Source organism: Marivirga tractuosa DSM 4126 (assembly GCF_000183425.1).
GTDB lineage: Bacteria > Bacteroidota > Bacteroidia > Cytophagales > Cyclobacteriaceae > Marivirga > Marivirga tractuosa.
Genome location: NC_014759.1, coordinates 903998 through 926076, shown reverse-complemented (window position 1 = coordinate 926076; position 22079 = coordinate 903998). Strand labels below are relative to the sequence as shown.

The 22079-nt window shown below is 36.1% G+C and carries 11 protein-coding genes; 6 read left to right on the top strand and 5 right to left on the bottom strand.

The features are described 5' to 3' along the window. Nucleotides 1–20: 20 nt before the first annotated feature. The 4 genes from FTRAC_RS19135 to FTRAC_RS03705 all read right to left on the bottom strand — a co-directional run bounded on the left by FTRAC_RS19135 (nucleotide 21) and on the right by FTRAC_RS03705 (nucleotide 9208). A complete protein-coding gene (locus FTRAC_RS19135; protein ID WP_013452893.1) occupies nucleotides 21–3797 on the bottom strand; it encodes a reprolysin-like metallopeptidase in 3777 nt (1258 codons plus the stop codon). Nucleotides 3798–3996: 199 nt separating this feature from the next. Next, a complete protein-coding gene (locus FTRAC_RS03715) occupies nucleotides 3997–5337 on the bottom strand; it encodes an MFS transporter (RefSeq protein WP_013452892.1) in 1341 nt (446 codons plus the stop codon). Then, nucleotides 5337–6722: an alpha-amylase family glycosyl hydrolase gene (locus FTRAC_RS03710; RefSeq protein WP_185094429.1), complete on the bottom strand. Its 1386-nt coding sequence runs from the start codon at nucleotides 6720–6722 to the stop codon at nucleotides 5337–5339. The genes FTRAC_RS03715 and FTRAC_RS03710 overlap by 1 nt, the downstream gene beginning before the upstream one ends. A gap of 53 nt (nucleotides 6723–6775) precedes the next feature. Then, nucleotides 6776–9208 carry a glycoside hydrolase family 31 protein gene (locus FTRAC_RS03705; RefSeq protein ID WP_013452890.1) on the bottom strand — a complete coding sequence of 811 codons (2433 nt, stop codon included), beginning with the start codon at nucleotides 9206–9208 and terminating at the stop codon, nucleotides 6776–6778. A 579-nt stretch (nucleotides 9209–9787) separates the two neighbouring features. On the opposite strand from FTRAC_RS03705, the gene kdsA reads away from it, so the two are divergent. Beyond that, nucleotides 9788–10573, top strand: coding sequence for a 3-deoxy-8-phosphooctulonate synthase (kdsA, locus tag FTRAC_RS03700; protein WP_013452889.1), 786 nt, complete (start codon nucleotides 9788–9790; stop codon nucleotides 10571–10573). Beyond that, nucleotides 10573–11514 (top strand): KpsF/GutQ family sugar-phosphate isomerase, encoded by a 942-nt coding sequence (locus tag FTRAC_RS03695; RefSeq protein ID WP_013452888.1) that lies wholly within the window; start codon nucleotides 10573–10575, stop codon nucleotides 11512–11514. Before kdsA ends, FTRAC_RS03695 begins: the two co-directional genes overlap by 1 nt. Before the next feature lie 268 nt (nucleotides 11515–11782). Here FTRAC_RS03695 and FTRAC_RS03690 read toward each other — a convergent pair whose 3' ends face one another. Beyond that, nucleotides 11783–12811 (bottom strand): LacI family DNA-binding transcriptional regulator, encoded by a 1029-nt coding sequence (locus FTRAC_RS03690; RefSeq protein ID WP_013452887.1) that lies wholly within the window; start codon nucleotides 12809–12811, stop codon nucleotides 11783–11785. A gap of 345 nt (nucleotides 12812–13156) precedes the next feature. On the opposite strand from FTRAC_RS03690, the gene FTRAC_RS03685 reads away from it, so the two are divergent. From FTRAC_RS03685 to FTRAC_RS03670, 4 genes are all read left to right on the top strand, one after another. Next, nucleotides 13157–14611, top strand: a complete 1455-nt coding sequence (locus FTRAC_RS03685) for a cadherin repeat domain-containing protein (protein ID WP_013452886.1) — start codon at nucleotides 13157–13159, stop codon at nucleotides 14609–14611. 63 nt (nucleotides 14612–14674) lie between these two features. Beyond that, nucleotides 14675–17422 carry an alpha-amylase family glycosyl hydrolase gene (locus tag FTRAC_RS03680; RefSeq protein ID WP_013452885.1) on the top strand — a complete coding sequence of 916 codons (2748 nt, stop codon included), beginning with the start codon at nucleotides 14675–14677 and terminating at the stop codon, nucleotides 17420–17422. A 19-nt stretch (nucleotides 17423–17441) separates the two neighbouring features. Further along, nucleotides 17442–20438 (top strand): SusC/RagA family TonB-linked outer membrane protein, encoded by a 2997-nt coding sequence (locus FTRAC_RS03675; RefSeq protein WP_013452884.1) that lies wholly within the window; start codon nucleotides 17442–17444, stop codon nucleotides 20436–20438. A gap of 10 nt (nucleotides 20439–20448) precedes the next feature. Beyond that, nucleotides 20449–22005 (top strand): RagB/SusD family nutrient uptake outer membrane protein, encoded by a 1557-nt coding sequence (locus tag FTRAC_RS03670; RefSeq protein WP_013452883.1) that lies wholly within the window; start codon nucleotides 20449–20451, stop codon nucleotides 22003–22005. Nucleotides 22006–22079 lie beyond the last annotated feature (74 nt).

The following is a 22079-nucleotide window of genomic DNA, read 5'->3' as shown; positions in this document are numbered from 1 at the left end:
TTAATTGATTTAGAATGATATTACTCAATTATGATTTGCTTCACTATTTCTCCTTCCTTGGCATTAATATGAATCAAGTACAATCCTTTTGCTAAGTTATGCACTGGTATTTCAATTTGTTGATTTTGGTCTATAATTGTTTCGTTTTTGATCAACTGACCTAGTGAATTTCTGATTTGAACCTTGTTGAATAACAATGTACTTTCATTCTTGATATAAATAACATCTTTTGCTGGATTAGGGAATATCATTACTTTTTTCAGCAGTTCATCATTCATACTTAAAACCGTATCGTCAATAGTTACTTCGTTCGAGTATTCTGAATCCCCTCTATCATTAGAAGCTTGGACTCTATATGTATATTGGCCTATTTCTACAACTTCTTCAAATGCCTTGGTGTCAGGATTTAATTCCGCAATTCTCTCAAAGGCTTCTGTGCCCACTGACCTTTCAACAAAATAGGCAGTCTCATTTGTAGCATTATCGATCCAGCTTAATTTTGCAGTGTAGTCGTTTTCAATCGTCACCACTAAGCTGGTAGGGGTTTCTGGTACACCAGGAAGTGTTTCAATTGTCACGGCTTCAGAATAACCACCTTCACAATTGTCATTAAATGGTTTTACTCTGTAAAAGTAAATACTTTCAGGTTTAACGGCATTATCGACATAGGATGATACTCCAGCTCCCACACTTTCCAACTCAATGAAATTTGAACTGTCATCATCTGATCTTTCGATAGTATATCCTGTTTCATTATCGGCATTATCTGTCCATTCAATTAATACACTTCCATCATCTTCATTTTCTTCTGCAGTTAATCCTGTAGGTTGGTCTATTCCGAAATCTTGAAAATTACCTATGCATAACTCAAGATCCCAGTTTAATAATTCTCCGCCATCTTCACTTGCGGCATCTTCGATTTTCAAAATCCATTCGCCTTGAATTGCTTCTCCAATTAATGCACTTAATGGAGATTGTGGTTGAAAAATTCCTCCATCATTCGGAGGACAGATTAAATTGGAACTTTCGGCATCATCACTAAATGACAAATTGAAGTCATCTTCACTACCACATTCATTCGCCATTAGAACTACTTCAGTGCCTTTTGGACTAACTAAAGTGAGGGTTAAGTCACTTATATAAGAATGCGTTCCAATGACATTCGTTACTTTTATTTCTTCAACTATCCCACTTAAGCAAATATTAAGAGACGATTGGACGGTATTTGGAGAGCTGCTTGCAATTGGCTTTGGCAAATCAGTAGAGGAAATTGCTCTGCAGGTAATAGCTGCGGTTGTGAAAGAAACACTAGCATAGTTACTTTCACCACAATTATTAGTAGTTTTAATTCTCATGTAATGAATAGTGTTGCCTTGCAGTTGTTCTTGAACAGTATATTCTTTTTCAGATGTGGTCCCTGCAGAAACAATATTTAAGAAATCTGGATCTGTTGCTATCTCTACAGAGTATGCTGATTCGATATTGTTATCCTCCCAAGTAAATGTTGGTCTCAGTGGTAAATCAGATTGCTGATTTGTAGGATAAGTAATGGTTGGAGTAATTGGGTTGTTCGTTATTGTAAATGGTAATTCGATTGACCTAGCGGTGCTACCAGCGCTAGCGTTCAATACTAACATAAATTCTCCCGAAATTCCATTTGCATTGCTGAATCTCAATTTGGTAGATTCCCCAGGGCTAATTGTTGAATTATCAAAAGTGCCGTTTAAACCAGCTATTTGATCAAAACTAAGTTCAATTGACTCATTAAAATCTAAAATGGACTCACTTTGTAAGGTAAATACAAGCTCTTCTGATGGACAATAGCTTTCAGAATCATTATTCAAGCTAATTGTAAAAGTAGGTTCGGTGGTTTCGGTAATTGAAAATGAACCTGTACTGATGTTAAAGAAAACATTGTTTGATGCCATTACTTTGATTTTGGCTGTCGATGTATTGACATTAGGCATTGTTATAACTTGCGATCCATCATTAGGTGTTTGTTCTACCACTTTTTCTGTAAAGCTATTTCCTCCGTCAGTGGAAACATAAATATCCACAAAATTGGTATTGATTGGTGCAAGATCAGTGCCGTTCACCTGCCAAGTTACTGTTGCTGAAGAGTAGCCAACATAATCACCCGTAAATTCTTCTACTACAAAAGGGCCTGCTTGATCTGTTACACTTAAACTAAGGTCGTCATAATCTACAGCACCTATCGGCTGATCATCTCGAACGGTTAATCTAAAATTTAAATCACGAGCGTAGGAGGGTAGTATTTCTCCTTTAGACTGGGTTCCATTCAAAATATCAGATAATTGAGGGAATATTCTGAAGCTATCGGCTGTAGGTTCAAATGATCTGAATATTGGAGCATTCTCTTCCGGAGTGTTTGGATTTCCTGCTGGTCCAAGATCAAATTGTTCCCATGTATAACTTAATCCATCACCATCGGGGTCAGTTGCACTTCCATTTAGCTGAAATGGTGTGTTTATTGGGATAGTAAATCCTCCTTGACCCGCTTCAACAATAGGTAAGTTATTTCCTGTGCTACTTATTTGCGCACAGCTATTCCCGTCATTTTGTTGAGAAAAAGCGGTCATATAATCTAAGCTGGCAGCATGAAAGTAAGCATCACTGTTTTCTTGAATATTGTCACTACCACAAATGCCAGCATAAGCCATAATAGTTGTGCCACTTCCAGGTTCATAGGCAGAACTAGCACTTCTATTATTACCCGCACAAGAACCTACCACTCCATTAAAAGTATGAGGAGCGCCAAATTGATGGCCTATTTCATGAGCTACATAGTCTACATCATAAGGATCTCCTACTGGATTTGAACGTCCTGTTACTCCACTTGCTTTTCTGCTGTCAACACAAACAGAACCTAAGGAAGCCAGACCACCCGCACCAGTTGAAAATCCATGGCCGATATCAAAATTTGCACTGCCAATTATACTGGTGATGTCTGCTTGAACTTCATCAATAAAAGAACCAGCATCATCATTTGTGAATGGATCAGTAGAAGCATCAGTATAAATTAATTGATCATTATTGTCTACCAAAACCATGGTAACGGCTATATCTCTTTCATATATTCCATTTACCCTGTTCATGGTGGTTACAATAGCCGACATGGCATCCTCAACTGTTCCTCCGTGAAATTGGGTGTATTCACCGGTAGTAGCCACAGCTAATCTGTAGGTTCGTAATTCAGTTCCTGAAGGGCGTTCCACTAACCCTGCCTCTACTTTATTTTTAACCTCTTCAAATCTTTGTTGATCAGCTACAATTGGCTCTTCTTCGTAGAAATTTTTATTTATCAATTCTTCATCTAAGTCTTTTTTGTAATAAACTTGATGTTTCAAATTGTCTGATTTTGAAACTGGGTCAATAAAGAACGTACCTTCTTTCGAAAATACCATGGCATGAAACCCATCTTTACCGATGGATATCCTAACATTATCACCTGTCTCAGGATTTCTACCTACATAAACTTTAATATTAGGGAATTTGGCAGCTAATGCCGGTTCCATTATTTGTCTTTCTTTTAAATTGAAACTTTTAAAGTTTCCATTAGGGTAGGGGATTGACAATTTCGATTGTTGACCTGATTGTTTTAGATATGATTTTATTTCATCTACTTTTAGCTTGAAATCCTTTTGTTTTTTTACAGGGATCATTCGTTCTGTGTTATCGACCGAAATGGAAACCCAAGAACTAGATTTTTGTGCTTTAATATTGAAGGTGATCAATATTAAAGTTAGTAATAGTGTAAGGGGTAAAAGTTTTTTCATTTTATACAATTTAATATCAACCTGACAACTATTAAGTTATAATAGTCATAAAAAAGTTCAATGACTTTTTTAAAAGAACAATTGTACTAAAAATAAAATGGATATTGAAGTAATTAGAAATATAAAGTTCTAGACCCAAATTGTATTTCGGTTGATATCAAATATTTTGGTTGCAATGTATTTGAACTGCCTCTATATGCTAAAATTTACTTATTTTTTCTTCATCCTTATCCCTAACCCATAAACTTAAAAGCCCTGCTAGAATCATGGATATTCCACCAATGACCAAAGCATAAATAGTATCGTTATTAAAAAAATATTTTAATATAAATCCTAATATTCCTGCCGCCACAATTTGAGGGATAACAATAAAGAAATTGAATACTCCCATGTAGTAGCCCATTTTATCAGAAGGTAGTGCACTACTCAGCATAGCATAGGGTAACGATAGAATACTTGCCCAAGCAATGCCTACTCCTATCATACTGATTACAAGCAAATCAGGGTTATTTACATAAAATACTGAAATCAAACCAGCAGCTCCACAAAATAAAGCAAGCATGTGAGTTCCTTTTCTGCCAAAGTATTTAGCTAATTGAGGTAATAAAAAGGCTGCTAATGCTGCCACCCCATTATAAACTCCAAACATAATCCCTACCCAATTAGCTCCTTCATTATAAAGTGCTGATTTAGTATCTAAGGTTCCGTATACATGCTCGGTTACTGCCGGTGTTGTGTAAATCCACATAGCAAATAAAGCGAACCAAGAGAAAAATTGTACAAATGCCAATTGCACCATAGTTTTGGGCATTTTGAATATCCCTATAAATGATTCGGCTAATCCTGTAAAGATTCCTCTTTCACTATTTTCAAGCTTAAGTTTCTCTATATCATCTGGTGGATACTCTTTAGTGTTGAATACGGTCCACATCACAGCCGAGAAAAAGGCAACTCCCCCGATATAAAATGACCATTTTACTGAATCAGGAATCTGGCCATCCGGAGCTTCATTACTAAATCCTAACCAATTGGTAAGAACGTAAGGCAAAACAGAAGCTATTACTGCACCAATACCAATAAAAAAAGCTTGCATAGCAAAGCCTTTTGATCTCTGTTCATTTGGTAACATGTCACCTACAAAAGCTCTAAAGGGCTCCATGCTCACATTGATTGAGCCATCCATTATCCATAACATTCCAGCTGCTATCCATAAACTAGGTGAATTGGGCATAATGAACAAAGCGATGGTCGCTAATATTGCACCAACTGCAAAGAATGGTCTTCGTCTTCCCCATTTGGGAATCCATGTTCTATCTGAATAATAACCAATAATGGGCTGAACTACCAGACCAGTAACCGGTGCTGCTAACCATAGAATGGGTAAGCTTTCTTTTTCTGCCCCGAGGGTATCAAATATTCTACTGACATTTGCATTTTGTAAGGCAAAGCCAAACTGAATACCTAAAAAACCAAAACTCATGTTCCAAATTTCCCAAAACTTTAATTTTGGCTTCTTGGAGGCTATTGATATATTGTCCATTATTTAGTGTTCAAGCTATTTTTAGTTAAAATCATATAAGACCAAGGGTCGAATGCAAGTGGTTGTTGTTGATCGTCAAAGGTAACGGTCATTGCAGAGTTACTGGCTTTTTGATAAGTAATGCCTGTAAAACGTTTATCAATTTTAAATGATTGAATGCTATCAGATAGATTTAATATAACTAATACCTCATTATTATCCTTTTTTCTGCTAAAAGCTAAAATTTCTGAAGAGTTTTGCTCCTTGTTTATTTCAGTGAAATTTCCACCATAAGCTCCATTCCACAAGGCTGGATTATTTTTCTTAAGCATTAATAATTGACTGTAAAAGTCCTCATATTCAAGATTTGACCAATCAATACTGTCTTTATTAAAAAATGGCAATCTTTTGTCTAATCCTGCCTCTTGTCCGCTATAAATCAAAGGCATTCCAGGAATAGTAGCAGTTAAAACTGCAAGTGCCTGGTAAGCATCCCCCATTCTTTCAAATACAGTTCCAGCCCAGCTGTTTTCATCATGATTCGTTGTGAAGTACATTCTAAAAGCTGTTGAATCATATTTTTCAGCATCTTTTTTTAGATAAGCCACTACAGAATCAGCATTTGCTTTACCATTTGCTATGTCATTTAACATATGGTGTAATTCCCATCCATATGACATATCAAATCCTGCATCATGTATTTTAGGCTCTTCCCACTCAGCTAGCATAAAGACATCTTTTGTAGCTTCTAGGCTGTCAATCGCTTTGTCCCAAAAATTATTGGGCACCATGCCTGCCATGTCACACCTGAAGCCGTCAATATCAGCTTCAGTTATCCACCATTTCATTTCATTAATCATGGCTTGGTGTAAATCTTTGTTTTCATAATTGAGATCAGCAACATCAGTCCAGTCTGCAACTGGAGATTGAAGCTGACCTAAAGAATCTAAATTGTAAAATTCTGGGTGTTCTTCTGCCCAAGGATGGTCATAAGCAGTATGGTTGGCTACCCAATCCAATAGTACGATCATCTCATTTTCATGAGCTGTTTTGACTAGTTTGTTAAAATCTTCTAATGTGCCAAAATTTGGATTTATAGCAGTGTAATCCTTAATGGAGTAGTAGCTGCCCAAAGGTTCTTTTCTGTTCTTTTCGCCAATGGGCTGAACTGGCATTATCCATAATATATCTACTCCCATATTCTTTAATCGATCAATATGCGGAATAAAGGCTTTGATAGTTCCTTCAGGTGTGTATTGCCTAATATTGACTTCATAGATATTCATATCCTTAGCTTTTTCAGGATATAACAATATCTTTTTCTGCTGATCTTTTTCTTGCTTGGGATTACAAGAGTAATTGAAAGCTAGCGCTATTATTAAAATGCTTAAGAAATATTTGTTCATATGATTTTTACTAAAGAATATTGACGATTTAATGAGTTTGAAATTCTCTATCATTACCATTTGATTTCAATCTTATCATCATCCATATTGAAAATTGCATTTGGCAAATCATGTACTTTTAGATTGATTCTCTCATTCTCAGGTAAAGGATCGAAATTGGAAATCTGGTCAACGAAATTGAAATCTGCCTTTTCCAATGGAATAGTTTGTTGATTCACCTGGATTTTACCGTTTATTTTACCTTCAAATCCGTGAAAGAACAATTGAATTTTTTGATATTGAGAATTATAGTCCCCTTCTTTAGCGTGTAATAGCAATTGCCTCTTTTCAGGGATAAACTCAATAGTTCTTTTGTAGAACTCTCCACTCACATGATTAAATGATTCTCCATCATCTTCATAATATTCATATCTATTTTCTTCTTGTCCACCGTAGATATGTAAATGAAGGCAATCATTCTGATTTTGGCTTAAGTTTTCCAATTTGTCTTGCATGGGGATTATTGCCGAAGCTCTCACAAAAACGGGTAGTCTTTCAATTGGGCATTCTACTATTACTTCTTGATTTCCTCTATAAAAAGTATCGTCAAATAAATCATACCATTCACCCTCAGGAAAATAGACCTTAGCTAAATTTACTTTACTTGCAACAGGAGCAACCATAATGTCAGGCCCAAAGAAATATTGGTTTTCATATAAAGAATGATAGATTTTCTCATCGTGTGGATGGTAAATTGCCAAACTTCTAGCAACTGGGATTCCTTTTTCGTGCGCTTTATAAAATGCAGAATAGATATAAGGCATCATTTTGTAGCGAAGATTGATGTAGTTTCTCGAGATTTCCTCCACTTCTTCACCATAAGCCCATGGTTCTGAATCCCGACTATTAATCATGCTGTGCCCCCTGAAAAAAGGAGCAAATGCGCCTATTGAAATCCATCTGGCAAAGAGTTGACTATCTGCATCTCCTGCAAAACCACCAATGTCATATCCTGAAAATGCTACGCCTGCCAAACCTAAGCTATTGACTAGTCGAACTCCTAATAACATGTGCTCATCATCAGCAACGTTATCACCTGTCCAGACGGCTGCATAACGTTGAATTCCTGAGAACCCTGCTCTAGTTAAGTTAAAAACTCTTTTATTAGGAGAATTTTGCTTTGCACCTTCGTAAGTGCTTCTCGCCATTTGCATTCCGTAAACGTTACGGGCTTTTCGGGTTGAGGCTTTATCTCCTTCGTAATCAAATTCCATTAAATCAGGTAAATATTGCCCCCAAGTAGCGATTTCGTTCATGTCATTCCATAGTCCAAGAATTCCTAAATCAGTATAGGCTTTCAATTTATCTTGCCACCAAGTTCTTACTGTAGGCTTGGTAAAATCAGGGAAATGACACCATCCTGGCCAAACCTCTCCTTCATAATATTCACCATCAGGATATTTGATAAAAACGTCTTCTTTTGTGCCAGAATCATAGGCATCATATCCTTCTTCTATTTTAATACCTGGGTCACAGATTACGACCACTTTGAAGCCCATTTCTTCCAGCTTGTCAATCATTTGCTTGGGATTAGGGAAATCTTTGCCATCCCATGTGAAGATTTTGTATTGCTCCATATGATGGATGTCCAATACAATTACATCAGCTGGAATTTCTTTTTCCCTGAAAAATTTGGCTATACTTAAGACTTCCTTATCAGGTTTGTAACTGTATCGACATTGCTGATAGCCCAAACTCCAAATAGGAGGGAGTTCCATTCTTCCGGTTAGGTCGGTATAGGAACTGATGATTTCTTCAATGCTCTCTTCATGAATGAAATAATAGGCCATATCACCTTGATCGGCAGAAAAACTAGAAAACCGTCTATTGGAGGCTCCAAAATTGAAATGCGTTTTATGAGAATTGTCTAAATATATTCCATATGAAAGACCTTGGTGAATTCCAATATAAAAAGGAGTAGTACAATATAATGGATCACTATCAGGCGGATATCCAAAATGATCAGTATTCCAGTTTTGGTAACCGGTTCCTTTTCTATCCAATGGGCCGGTTTTTTCTCCTAAACCAATAAATCTTTCACCTTCTTGAAGTTTTTTATATGTGGTTACTTGTTCGCCCAACCAAGAAGTTCCCAAGGCATGATCATCCTCATTAATAATATTCCCGTCATGATCCTTAAAAATTGTAGTAAATGGATCTTTTTTAATCTCTAACGTTAAAGCTTCGGTTTTAAGCTCTAAATGGCCATTTGCATCCAAAATAGAAAAATCAATCCCGACAGGCTTGGAAATTACAGCGTAAGAATGCTCATCAAATTCTTCTGTAAGGCTTAGGTGTATCTTAAAAATACCTTTTTGAACCACTGATATTCGAAAAAATGCATTTTCTGTTTTACCCGAAATGCCGTATGCATTGCGTTTATAGGCTTCAATCTTCCCGCAGTGTAGGTTAAGGTTTGATTTATTTATGGTTTGTGAACTTATCATCTGTAATTCTATTTAAGAATTGCTAATCTATCGAATATTAAAACTGAACAATATTCATTTCTTTATAAAATTAGCGCAATCGTTTGCGGTTACGTTTGCAATTTAACTTTTTGTATTTAATAATTTATTAATGTGGCTTTTTAAAGATATAAAATAGTTTGAAAAGAACTTTGTTTAGATTTTATTATTAAGGAGCAAGATTTCCTGCTAACACCTTTAGATCTCTGAAGCAATACCCCTATAAAGCCTGTAGGTGACAGTTTTCAAAGATTTAAATCAGCAGAAAACTACATGTATGGGCACTATTCTCTATTATTAAAAGTATACTGTTGTCTCTTTTAAAGTTCAGTTTACTAGACTTCGAGGACTTGATTAATATCCTGAAGACAGTTTGCCAACAACCATGAAAACAGTGGAATATGGAATAAGCTTTGAATTATTGTCTAATCTTTAGTTTCGTATTTAACTAAAGGAGCGATAAGCAATAAAAGCAAATCATTTATTTCTATTTTGAAATTTAAAATAGCAACTTTGCATTTACAATTATTTTTAGGGCTTTACCGTTTTATTATCAAATAGATGTCGCAAGAATTATATCAAAAATTAACTTCAGATAAACCTTTTTTCATTGTTGGGCCATGCGTGATGGAAAGTATGGATTTACTTCATAAAGTAGCTAAAGAATTGGTCAGTATTAAGGATGAATTAGGGGTGGAAATAATCTTTAAATCCTCTTTTGATAAAGCTAATCGCACTTCGGCATCAGCTAAGCGTGGGCCTGGTTTGGAAGAAGGAAAAGAATGGTTAAAAGAAATTAAAACCACTTATAACCTTCCAGTGACAACAGATGTGCATGAATCTTACCAACCTAAATTATTGGAAGAAGTGGTGGATATCATGCAGATCCCTGCCTTTTTGTGCCGTCAAACGGATTTATTATTAGCTGCTGCAGAAACTGGAAAGATTGTAAATATCAAGAAAGCACAATTTTTATCGGGTGAAGACATGCTTTACCCAAGCCAAAAAGTGGTTCAAGCAGGCAACAAGCAAGTGATGTTAACTGAACGTGGAAATATGTACGGTTATAATAACTTGGTTGTGGATTTCAGAAATATTCCAGATATGTTGCAGCTCGGGTTTCCTGTTGTAATGGACTGCACTCATTCAGTTCAGCGTCCTGGTGGAGCAGGAGGGAAAACTGGAGGAAATAGAGAATTTGTACCGGGAATGGCCTTGGCAGCAAAAGCCTTTGGAGCAAATGGTTATTTCTTAGAAACACATCCGAATCCTGAAGAAGCGTGGAGTGACGGGCCTAACCAATTGTATTTAAAAGATTTAAGAGATTTAATTAAAAAACTAGTTTAATGAGCCGGATTTTAGAATCAGCCAAAGAAACCATTGCTATTGAAGCTAAATCTATTAAAGATTTAGAGAGCATACTTACGCCAGACTTTGAACAAGCAGTTCATGCCATTATGGAAAGTAAAGGCAAGCTTATTGTGACGGGCATGGGTAAATCTGGTATAATAGGAAAAAAGATTGCGGCTACCTTTTCAAGTACAGGCACACCAAGCTATTTCCTTCATCCGGGAGAGGCCTATCATGGTGACTTAGGTTTAATTCAAGAAGATGATATTGTAATGGCGATATCAAATTCGGGAGAAACGGACGAATTATTAAAAATCATACCTTTTTTCCTGCGTAATGGCAATAAGATTATTGGTGTAAGTGGAAATCCTGAATCCACATTGGCTAAAAATACTCATTTTCATTTAAATGTACATGTAGAGCAAGAGGCTTGCCCACTAGATTTGGCGCCTACTTCCTCAACCACGGCTACTTTGGTTATGGGAGATGCATTAGCAGTTGCTTTAATGAAAGAGCGTGATTTTAAACCCGAACATTTTGCACTTTTCCACCCCGGTGGGTCATTGGGAAGAAGGTTGTTAATGACCGTGAAAGATGTAATGCGTTCATCAGATTTGCCTGTAATTGATTCTCACAGTGATATGGATGTGGTAATTCATAGCATTTCAAATGGCAGATTAGGCCTTGCCATAATTGAAGAAAATGGAGAATTAGTTGGTGTTATTACTGATGGTGATTTGAGAAGAGGCATGAATGCTCAAAAAGAATCATTCTTAAGTCTTAAAGCCAAAGACATCATGACAAAATCACCTATTTCCATTGATAAAGAGATGAAGTTGAAAAAGGCGGAAGAAATGATGATGGAGTGTAAAATCAATACGCTATTGGTAGTTGAAAACCAAAAATGCGTGGGAGTGTTGCAGGTTTACGATTTGTGATTATCTGGATAGGCGTCAAAGACTCTTAGATATTCTCACAGAGCCGCAAAGTTTTCGCAATGAAATTTTTTAGTTTCTAATTTAAATTTTTGTTAGTAACTAAATACTTTGGATAGGTTCTAATTTCTACTTGTTTCTATTGCCCGGTATTAAAGCTGTTTGAAGTGAAAAATGCCTGAGCAGGCAGTAGTTTCCACAAGCCAAAGGCAGCCAGCAGTATACTGGCACATTCTATCTCAAGTATTTAAAGAATTGCTTGCTAATCTGTTTAGATCTTTTTAGAAGACTCCCTCACCACCAAATTGGTTTTCAAGGAGATGGTTTCCGTTATGCTTTCTTCATCATCAGCTTTGTTGATTTGCTTCATTAATAAACGAGTTGCTTCTTGTCCCATTTTAAAGCCGGGCTGTGTAACAGATGATAAAGCAGGCTGGATTAAACTTGAAAATCGCCAATTACTAAAGCCTACAATGGCAATATCCTCAGGGATTCTTAATTTTTTCTTTCTGATGGCCATCATGGCACCATATGCCGCCACATCATTATTGGCAAATATTGCGTCAGGCGGAAAGCGATAATCTAAAATTTCATTGGTAATGGATTCTGCTTCTTCAAAAGTACCTAGTCCACAGACTTTAATGAGGTTGTCGTCAATCATATATCGATTATCGGCCAAGGCAGCTTTATATCCATTCAACCTGTTTTTACTGATTGCTAAATTTTGTGGGCCGGCCAAATGAGCAATTCTGTAGCAACCTTGCTCAATGAGGTGTGTTGTGGCTTCATAAGCACCTTGTTCATCATTTACAATTACTTTACAAGCATTGAGCGAATCAATTATTCGGTCAAAAAACACTAAGGGAATATCATAATCCAGCAAACTTTGCAGATGATCGTAATTCTCAGTTTCTCTTGAAACAGACATCAGAATGCCATCTACACGAGAATTGAAGAGTGCTTTGGTATTCATAACCTCTCTTTCGAAAGATTCATTTGATTGAGTGATGATGACATGATATCCTGCATCATGCGCAATATCTTCTATCCCACTAATTACAGCAGAAAAGAAGAAGTGAGCAATTTCTGGTATGATAACGCCCAAGGTGTTGGTTTTGCTTTGCCGAAGACTTAATGCTACTGTATTGGGTTGATAATTAAGCTTTTGAGCTAAATCATTGATTTGTTTTTTTGTATTAGAACTAATATCAGGATGGTCTTTCAATGCACGTGAGACGGTAGAAGGAGAGACTCCTAATTCCTTTGCTATGTCTTTGATGGTAATATTAGCTTTTTTCATAGATAGTTGATTTTGGTTTCCTCTTGGTGGTCGGTGTGCCACCGACCACGGAAAACAAGGACAGCCATGGTCGGTGGCACACCGACCATTTAAATGTAAGGATTCTCCTTTTCAATAGTAACCGAATTTGCACAATTCGCACACGAATACATATCTCCTGCAAACATCAGTAAAAATATCAATACCTGCAAACGATTGCGCAACCGATTGCGGTAAAAAAATATGCTTTTGGCTATCATATGGCTAATTGTTGCGCTAAACTTGGAATATGGAAATTTTAGTTGCGCAACGAAAATAAAGCGACTAAATGACTTAAACATTAAGTAAACTTTAAACAATTAAATTATGAAAAACTTAACAAAATTATGGAGCCTGGCATTGTTGCTTACCGCAGCTATGTTTATGGTCTCATGTGAAGAAGACGAGCCTACTATTGATGTTACAGAAGGCCTTAACGTAGCCGATGGTTACTACTTTGTAGTGGATGGAGAAGATCCTGTAGCAGAAAAGGCTTTATTGCCAGAAAAAGTAGAAGGTGAAGGAAATGTGCCAACTGATAGAGAAGGTTTTTTTGGTAACTATGTTTTTTTAGAAGCAGGTGATTACCAAATACAGAAAGTGGAAAGTAAAGAAGTTTCTTCTACTTTAGGAGGGGCGCTTTCAAAAGTTGCTGTAGAGGATTTAGTTAATGCTGATGAAGAGCCTTTTGATAGTTATCAAATAGGTTTATTAGAAAGTGAAGGAGAAGCGGTGAATATTGCAAATGATGGGTTTTTCAAAATTTCTTATGATGAAACAACTACTGAGCTGATTGTAATGGAAGTAAAAAAAGTTTCATTTATTGGTGCACCTTCTGGTTGGTCTGATGTTGAATTGGATGTAGTTTCTTCAAACCCTGAAGATGGTTTTGTTTTCGAAACTGGTGGTGTTGAAATAAGACAAGGCGATATGTATAAACTTCGAATCAATAATGCATGGAAAATTATTAGAAATAACGAAGCAGAAAATGGATACGTGGCTTTTACAAATTATGGAGGTACTGCAGATGCTCTTGTAGCTGGAGGTGATGATATACCATTTGCTAAAGAAGATGGTATCTATACTATAAATGTAGAGTTACAAAATGATGGTGGAGCCTTTGTTGAATTTACTAAAACTGGTGAGGCTGAAGAAATAACTTTTGACCCAGCAGAATATAACTTTGGAATTCTAGGAAGTACAAATGCCAATGCTTTTGATAGTGATAGAGATATGGTATTTAAGGAGGTAAATGGTCATCCAACTTGGCACGGGGTTGTTTATTTTGCTGAAAATAGCATTGACGATCAAGGAAGAAGATTCAAATTTAGAACTAATGACGATTGGGCCTTTAATTTAGGTGGAGTTGTTACTGTAGGTGAGACCACAACACTATCAGTTGGAGGGTCAGATATCGAAGCTCCTGCAGCTGGTGCATACTATTTCATGCTATGGACAGAAGATGAAGGAGAAACATGGCAAGTGACTACCAAGCAGCCGGGTTGGTCTTTAATAGGAGAGGGAAGCCCTTCAGGAAATTGGGATGATGAGACTCCACTGGTAGCTCAAGGATTTGATGAAAATGGTGTAACAACTTACACTTACTCTGGTGATTTTGCTGGCGGTGCTTACAAACTAAGAGCAGGTAGTGCTTGGGATTATAATCTTGGTGGTAGCCTTTCAGAATTGTCACCTGATGGTTCTGATTTATCAATTGATGCTGGAAATTATACTTTCACTTTAACTTTTGATGGATCAAGTTATTCAGCTACTGTTGAATAATCATTTCTAATCTAAAAAGAATGAGATGGAAACATCTCATTCTTTTTATTTCAAATACTATTTATGAATAAATTCTTTCTCATATTAACCCTTCTTTTAAGTGCATTTTTACAGTTTGTCAATGCACAAAGTCCAACCATCGAGCCCGAGTTCTTTGCTGCGGATGAGGAAATTACCATTACCTATAATGTAACCGGAACTAGCTTATCATCGCTCGATGATGCTTATTTGTGGATGTGGTTACCTAATAATAGCACAACGGATGCACCATCCAATATCAATCCAGCAGATTCTGATCCTGAAGCAACGGAACCTGCAAAATTTGAAAAACTAACCGAAAATGGAGAAACTCTTTTCCGTATTTCTTTAACCCCAACGACATTTTTCAACCAAAATGCTGAAGACATTACTGAAATTGGGATGCTGTTAAAAGGCAATGATTGGTCTGATGGTCAAACCCAAGATTTTGTAACAGAAGTTAGCCAAGGATTTTCAGTAAATATTGCTTCCCCATCTGGAAATTATGGTTTTTATGAAACCAATGACATCATTAATGTAGAATTATCTTCTTCTGAAGCTGCCCAATATCAATTTTTTGTAGATGGGAATTTGGAGTCTGAAGAATCTGGAATTACTGAGTTTTCTTATCAACATACTGTGATAGATGACGGGCTTTCTCATGATTTGAATATAGTTGCCAGTAATGGAACCGATTCGGAAACTTTTAATTATTCCTATATAGTGAACCCTACTGTCTCCAATGAACCTCTCCCAACTGGCCTGCAAAATGGAATTAATTATGGTGAAGATGACACTTCAGTTCATCTGGTATTAACCGCCCCTAACAAAGAAAATGTATTTGTAATTGGCACTTTTAATGATTGGAGCCTTTCTGACCAATATTTAATGAAAAAGGATGGAGATCAATTTTGGATTGAAGTTTCAGATTTAGTTCCCGGACAAGAATATCAATTTCAATATTTGGTGGATGGTGAAATAGCGATAGCCGATCCATATACTGAAAAAATTGGCTCTGAATATGATGATCCTGAAATCATCAATGATAATAGATACCCTGATTTGATGTCATATCCTTCTGGGAAAACATCTCATGCTGTGGGTTACATACAAACCAGTAAACCCCTTTTTCCTTGGACTGATGATAATTTTGAAAAACCAGCTAATGAAGATTTAGTGATTTATGAATTATTAGTAAGGGATTTTACAGATTTAAGAACTTATGATGCCGTAACTGAAAAGCTTGATTATTTAGAAGACCTAGGAATCAATGCCATTGAATTTATGCCTGTGATGGAATTCGAAGGCAATTTAAGCTGGGGCTATAATCCTTATGCTATGTTAGCTTTAGATAAATACTATGGGACTGAATATGATTTCAAAACATTGGTAAATGAGGCTCATAATAGAGGCATAGCAATTATTTTGGACATTGCTTTAAACCATCAATTTGGTAGAAATTCATTAGCTAGATTATATAATCAAGGAGATTATGGAAATCCAACTTCTGAAAATCCTTGGTTCAATACCAGTGCTCGCCACGATTTTAATGTGGGTTATGATATGAATCATGAAAGTCAATATACGCAAGATTATGTGGATAGGGTAGTGGCATATTGGTTAGAAGAATACCATGTGGATGGCTATCGATATGACTTATCGAAAGGGTTTACTCAGAAAAATACACTAGGAAATGTTGGAGCTTGGGGTCAATATGATGCCAATAGAATTCAATTACTTAAAAGAATGGCAGATGTTCAGTGGTCTGTCGATCCTGATTCTTATGTGATTTTAGAGCATTTTGCTGAAAATTCAGAAGAAAAGGAATTAGCAGAATATGGCATGATGCTATGGGGAAATGAAAATCATAATTTTAGGAATTTGGCAAAAGGTAATAGTGCTAATGTTGGAGGATTGAGCTATCAGGTTAAAGGTTGGAATGTGCCTCATCTAGTGGGATATATGGAAAGCCATGACGAAGAGCGGGTAGCTTGGGATTTGAAAAACAGTTCAAGTGAGACCTTAGCTCAACAGATGCAAAGATTGAAATTGAATGCTGCTTTATTTTTCATGGTTCCTGGTCCAAAAATGCTTTGGCAATTTGGTGAGTTTGGATATGATGAAGAACTGAATAATGACAGATTAGGTGTAAAGCCAACTCGTTGGGAATATTTAGAGAATCCTGAGCGAAATAAATTATTCCAAGTCTATCAAAGCCTTATCAAATTAAAGACTCGAACTAATTATTTGAATAAGGATAATTTTCAGTGGTCTGGAAGTGGTGATTTGAAGTGGGCGAGATATAATAATAATAATAATAATGTAAAAATTGTGATGATGGGTAATTTTAGCAAAGCTACTCAATCATTCGAACAGCAAATATTGCAGTCTGGCACATGGCATGACTACCTAACAGGAAAAGAAATTGAAATAGGGAGCGAAGTAGACTTCAATTTAATTCCTGGAGAGTTTAGGATTTTAACTAGCGAGCCAATTGAAAACTATATTGATGATGCTGAACAAGAAGAAATTGTACTAGCCAATGAACGTTCTCATTTTATTGACAACACTAAAGTATTCCCAAACCCGGTTCAAGATCAATTATTCATTGAAGTTGAGCAGCCTATTAAAAATCTTTTCATTACTGATTTAAGTGGAAAATCAATTCCTGCTAGAGTAAATAAATCGAATAATCGATATACAATTGATTTATCAACTTTAGAGTCAGGGATTTATTTTGTCAATTATCTGAATCACAATAAACAAAGGCAACAGAAAATTATAAAGTTCTAAATTATAAATATAACAACATATGAATCAGAAATATACAAACTCGAAGAGTGGAGTTCCTTTAGGGGAAAGGGCAAATTCCTTGCGAAGGATTTTGTTAGTTTTCCTTATGGTTTTTGCAGTTTTTCAACTGCAGGCACAAGACAGGACTGTTTCCGGAACTGTAACAGATGCCATGACAGGAGAAGCCTTACCAGGAACTAGTGTGAAGATTAAAGGCACTACTCAAGGAACTACCACATCACTTGAAGGAGAATTTAAACTTCAAGTAAATGCTGATGACATTTTAGTTTTTTCTTTTATTGGATATAAAAAACAAGAAATTGAAGTAGGAGCTCGCTCTGTTATTGATATTCAGATGCAAGAAGATATTTCTCAGTTAGGAGAAGTAGTGGTTGTTGGATATGGTCAGCAAGAAGAAAAAGATGTGACTGGCGTGGTAAGTACTGTTAAAGAAGAGTCATTTAACAGAGGACAAATAGCTAGTCCGGAACGTTTAATTACCGGTAAAATTGCTGGTGTTGATGTTTCTCCAGGGAATACAAGAGCTGGAGGAGCTGGGATTACTATCAGAGGGATTGGTTCTATCAATGCACAGTCACAACCTTTAATTGTGGTTGATGGAGTTCCTATCAATAATGACGGAAGTTCAGGAACAAGAAATGCTAATAACTTCATTAACCCAGCTGATATAGAAAGTGTTACTGTTTTAAAAGATGCATCAGCTACGGCCATTTATGGATCAAGGGGTGCTGCCGGGGTGATTTTATATACAACTAAATCAGGTAAAAAAGGTCAAAATACAGTGACTTACGATGGTTCTTTTGTTTTTTCTGAAATATTGAGAGAACCTGATTTTTTGAGTACTCAAAATTTTAGAAATGCCGTTCGCCAGTTTAGCCCTCAAAATGAAAGCCGCTTAGGGAATAATGATACGGATTGGTTTAATGAAGTAACTAGGAGCACTTTAAGTCAAAATCACAATTTGTCTTTTTCTGGTGCTACAGATAAAATTAATTATTTGGTTTCAGTTAATCATATGGATAACCAAGAGGTAATTAAAGGAGATCGAAATCAAGTGACTCGTTTAAGTATGAGATTAAAAACCACTGTTTTAAATGATCATTTAGATATTACTTTCAATACCAAAAATGCTTTAACAAATGATGAATATAAGCCGAATGTGGTAGGTACTGCGGTTTCTTTTGATCCAACAAGGCCTGTTTATGACCCTGAAGCAGAAGAGTTTGGTGGCTACTTCGAATGGAATGAATCATCTATAGATCCTATTAATCCTGTCTCTACCATAGAACAGACCCAAAGTATTGGAGAAAACAGGAGGTCTTTTAATTCGATTAATTTCGATTTGAAGATTCCCGGTGTTGATGGCTTAACTTTAAGTGCAACAGGTTCTTATGATTTAAGAAACGGACAAAACAAAGTCTTTGAACCATTCAGCTTGAGAAATGATAATAGAGACGGCTATATGCAAAGGTCTACTAATAATGCTTATACCACTACTTTATTTACTACGCTTAACTACAATAAATCATTTGGTGAAAGTGACTTAGATATTTTAGGTGGTTATGAATTTCAAGAGGTATTTAGTGAAACTACAGGTTACGAAGGGATTAATTTAACAGATGATAGCAAAAGCTTTAATGATCCTACTGTAATACCAAGAGAATTTATTGATTTATATAGAGCGTTTCCTATTACCAATCAATTGCAATCTTATTTTGGTAGAGTTAATTATTCTTATGATAGCAAATATCTATTAACAGTAACCGGTCGTTTAGACGGATCCACCAAATTTGGTTTTGGGAATAAATATGGCTTTTTCCCATCGGCAGCATTTGGCTGGAGAATTATTGAAGAGGATTTTTTCCAAGGACTGACAGGTGTCTTTAACGACTTGAAATTGAGAGTAGGATGGGGTCAAACAGGAAATCAGAATATTGGAGATTATAGATATGATAAATTCTATTTCTTAAGTGATGCAAGTGCAACTTATCAATTTGGTGACGAATATATTCAATTATTAAGACCCACTGCAGTTGATCCAAACATCCAGTGGGAAAGATTGATATCAACTAATATTGGGATTGATTTCTCATTTATGAAAGGAAGATTGTCAGGTTCCTTAGATTTATACGACAAAACCACAGATCAGCTATTGTATAATGTTCCTGTGCCGGCAGGTACTAATGTTGGTGATAGAGTAATTACTAATATTGGTGCAATGAATAATAAGGGAATTGAATTAGCATTGAATTATATTGCAGTAGACAATGAACAATTTGGTTGGGATTTAAATTATAATTTCACCTATAATCAGAATAGAATCGTCAAGCTGGACAATGAGATTGATGAAAATAGTCCTGGGATTCAAGTAGGTGGCATTACTGGTGATATTGGAAGAACTATTCAAGTTTTGCAAGTCGGACAACCAATTTCTACATTCTATTCGTACAATCATCTTTACGATGATGCAGGAAAGCCTCTAACCGGTGGAACTAACAGTATTTATGAAGACATAAATGAGGATGGTCAAATAAATGAAAATGACTTGCAGACACAAGGAGTAGCCATTCATCCGATTTTCACCAATTTAAGTTCAAATATGCGTTATGGTAATTTTGATTTAAGCTTCACATTAAGAGCTAAATTAGGGGGGCAAACTTACAACAATACTGCTTCAGCCAATGGTTGGTCTGGTAGGTTAACAGAAGCACAAATCTTGAATAACCTTCATGAATCAGTAATAGAAACAGGTTTTCAAAACCGTCAATTACTATCAAATTACTATATAGAAAACAGCAGTTTTATTAAATTGGATAACCTTTCAATAGGTTATAATTTTAATCAATTCGATGATTTTAGGTTGAGATTATATGGTACTGTTCAAAACATGTTACCAATTTCAGGCTATAGTGGTTTAGATCCTGAGGTACAAATAGATAATAATATCTATCCTCCATCAACAGCATTTATTTTCGGTATAAACGCAAAATTTTAAATTAAAGAAAATGAAGAAATTTATATATATAATTCTAGCGGGTTTCACTCTGTCCTGTACAGATTTGGATTTAAGACCCGAGTTTGGAGAAACTGGTAATATTGCTTTTCAGGATGTTAAAAACTTAGAGCGCTATATGGCCAAAATTTATGCGGCATATAGTCTTACCGGTCAACAAGGACCAGCAGGCGATGCGGATTTGGCATTAGTAAATGATGAAGGTTTCACTTCCTATATAAGAGCATATTGGAAGGCGCAGGAACTTACAACTGATGAGGCAGTAATTGCCTGGCAAGATGCTGGTATCCAAGATTTGAATACTCATACTTGGTCATCTGATAACCAGTTCGTTAAAGTATTGTATTACAGATTGTTCTTGATCATATCCTACAGTAATGATTTCTTAGAGCAAAGTACTAGTGATTTATTATCTGATTATGGTTATGATGACCAAGAAATGGCACTAGCACAGAATTATAGAAATGAGGTAAGATTCTTAAGGGCTATGGCCTACTGGCATGCGTTAGATCTCTTTCGGAATATCCCTCTTGTAACTATAATCACCACTGATTTTCCAGTGCAAGATTCACCTGAGGAGGTTTTTGATTTCATAGCCGAAGAATTAGAAGCAATCGAAAGCGAATTGCCAGATCCACAGCAAAATCAATATGGCAGGGTTGATAAAGCAGCAGTATGGATGCTGCAAGCAAAGTTGTATCTGAATGCTGAGGTTTACACTGGAAATGATTATTACTCAGAAGCAGTAGCTGCATTGGAGAAGGTTTTGAATGGCCCATATTCTATTGAAGATGACTATCAATTGAATTTTAGAGCAGACAATCACACAAGCAATGAACTAATTTTTACACTACCATCTGATGGAATTCAGACCCAAAGTTATGGAAGTACTACTTTCTTAACGAATGGTTCTATAGGTGGAAATATGACTTCATCAGATTACGGAACCAGTGGTGCCTGGGCAGGATTGAGAACAACCAGAAATTTGGTTGAGTTATTCCCTGATGAAACAGGTGATATTGATAGTAGAGCAATATTTTTCACAGATGGACAAACTTTAGATATTGCAGATTTGACAGTATTTACTGAAGGCTATGCCGTTCCAAAATATACAAATCTAACTACAGAAGGTGAGCAAGGTAGTAATACTGAATTTTCTGATGCTGACTATCCGTTGTTCCGCTTAGCCGATGCCTATTTAATGTATGCAGAAGCCGTTTTAAGAGGTGGAGGAGGAAGTGAAGCAACTGCCTTAGGTTATATTAACGAATTAAGAGAAAGAGCTTATGGTGATGCTTCAGGAAATATCACAGCTAGTAATCTTACGCTAGATTTTATTTTGAATGAAAGGGCCAGAGAGCTCTATTGGGAAGGCCATAGAAGGGCCGATTTAATTCGCTTTGGACTTTATACAGGCGGTGAATATACTTGGCCATGGAAAGGAAATAACATTGATGGGGCTTCAATTAGCGATCATTTAGAAATATTCCCTATTCCAGCTACTGATTTAGCAGCTAATCCTGAATTGGATCAGAACGATGGGTATTAAGTAAAAATTTTCTTCTTCATATACAACCATAAAACGAAAACACAGGGGGCTTTGCTCCCTGTTTTTTTGTTTTA

Excerpts from the sequence above, each read along its gene's own strand:
- FTRAC_RS19135 (WP_013452893.1), bottom strand. The coding sequence starts at position 3,797 with ATGAAAAAACTTTTACCCCTTACACTATTACTAACTTTAATATTGATC.
- FTRAC_RS03715 (WP_013452892.1), bottom strand. The coding sequence starts at position 5,337 with ATGGACAATATATCAATAGCCTCCAAGAAGCCAAAATTAAAGTTTTGG.
- FTRAC_RS03710 (WP_185094429.1), bottom strand. The coding sequence starts at position 6,722 with ATGAACAAATATTTCTTAAGCATTTTAATAATAGCGCTAGCTTTCAAT.
- FTRAC_RS03705 (WP_013452890.1), bottom strand. The coding sequence starts at position 9,208 with ATGATAAGTTCACAAACCATAAATAAATCAAACCTTAACCTACACTGC.
- kdsA (WP_013452889.1), top strand. The coding sequence starts at position 9,788 with ATGTCGCAAGAATTATATCAAAAATTAACTTCAGATAAACCTTTTTTC.
- FTRAC_RS03695 (WP_013452888.1), top strand. The coding sequence starts at position 10,573 with ATGAGCCGGATTTTAGAATCAGCCAAAGAAACCATTGCTATTGAAGCT.
- FTRAC_RS03690 (WP_013452887.1), bottom strand. The coding sequence starts at position 12,811 with ATGAAAAAAGCTAATATTACCATCAAAGACATAGCAAAGGAATTAGGA.
- FTRAC_RS03685 (WP_013452886.1), top strand. The coding sequence starts at position 13,157 with ATGAAAAACTTAACAAAATTATGGAGCCTGGCATTGTTGCTTACCGCA.
- FTRAC_RS03680 (WP_013452885.1), top strand. The coding sequence starts at position 14,675 with ATGAATAAATTCTTTCTCATATTAACCCTTCTTTTAAGTGCATTTTTA.
- FTRAC_RS03675 (WP_013452884.1), top strand. The coding sequence starts at position 17,442 with ATGAATCAGAAATATACAAACTCGAAGAGTGGAGTTCCTTTAGGGGAA.
- FTRAC_RS03670 (WP_013452883.1), top strand. The coding sequence starts at position 20,449 with ATGAAGAAATTTATATATATAATTCTAGCGGGTTTCACTCTGTCCTGT.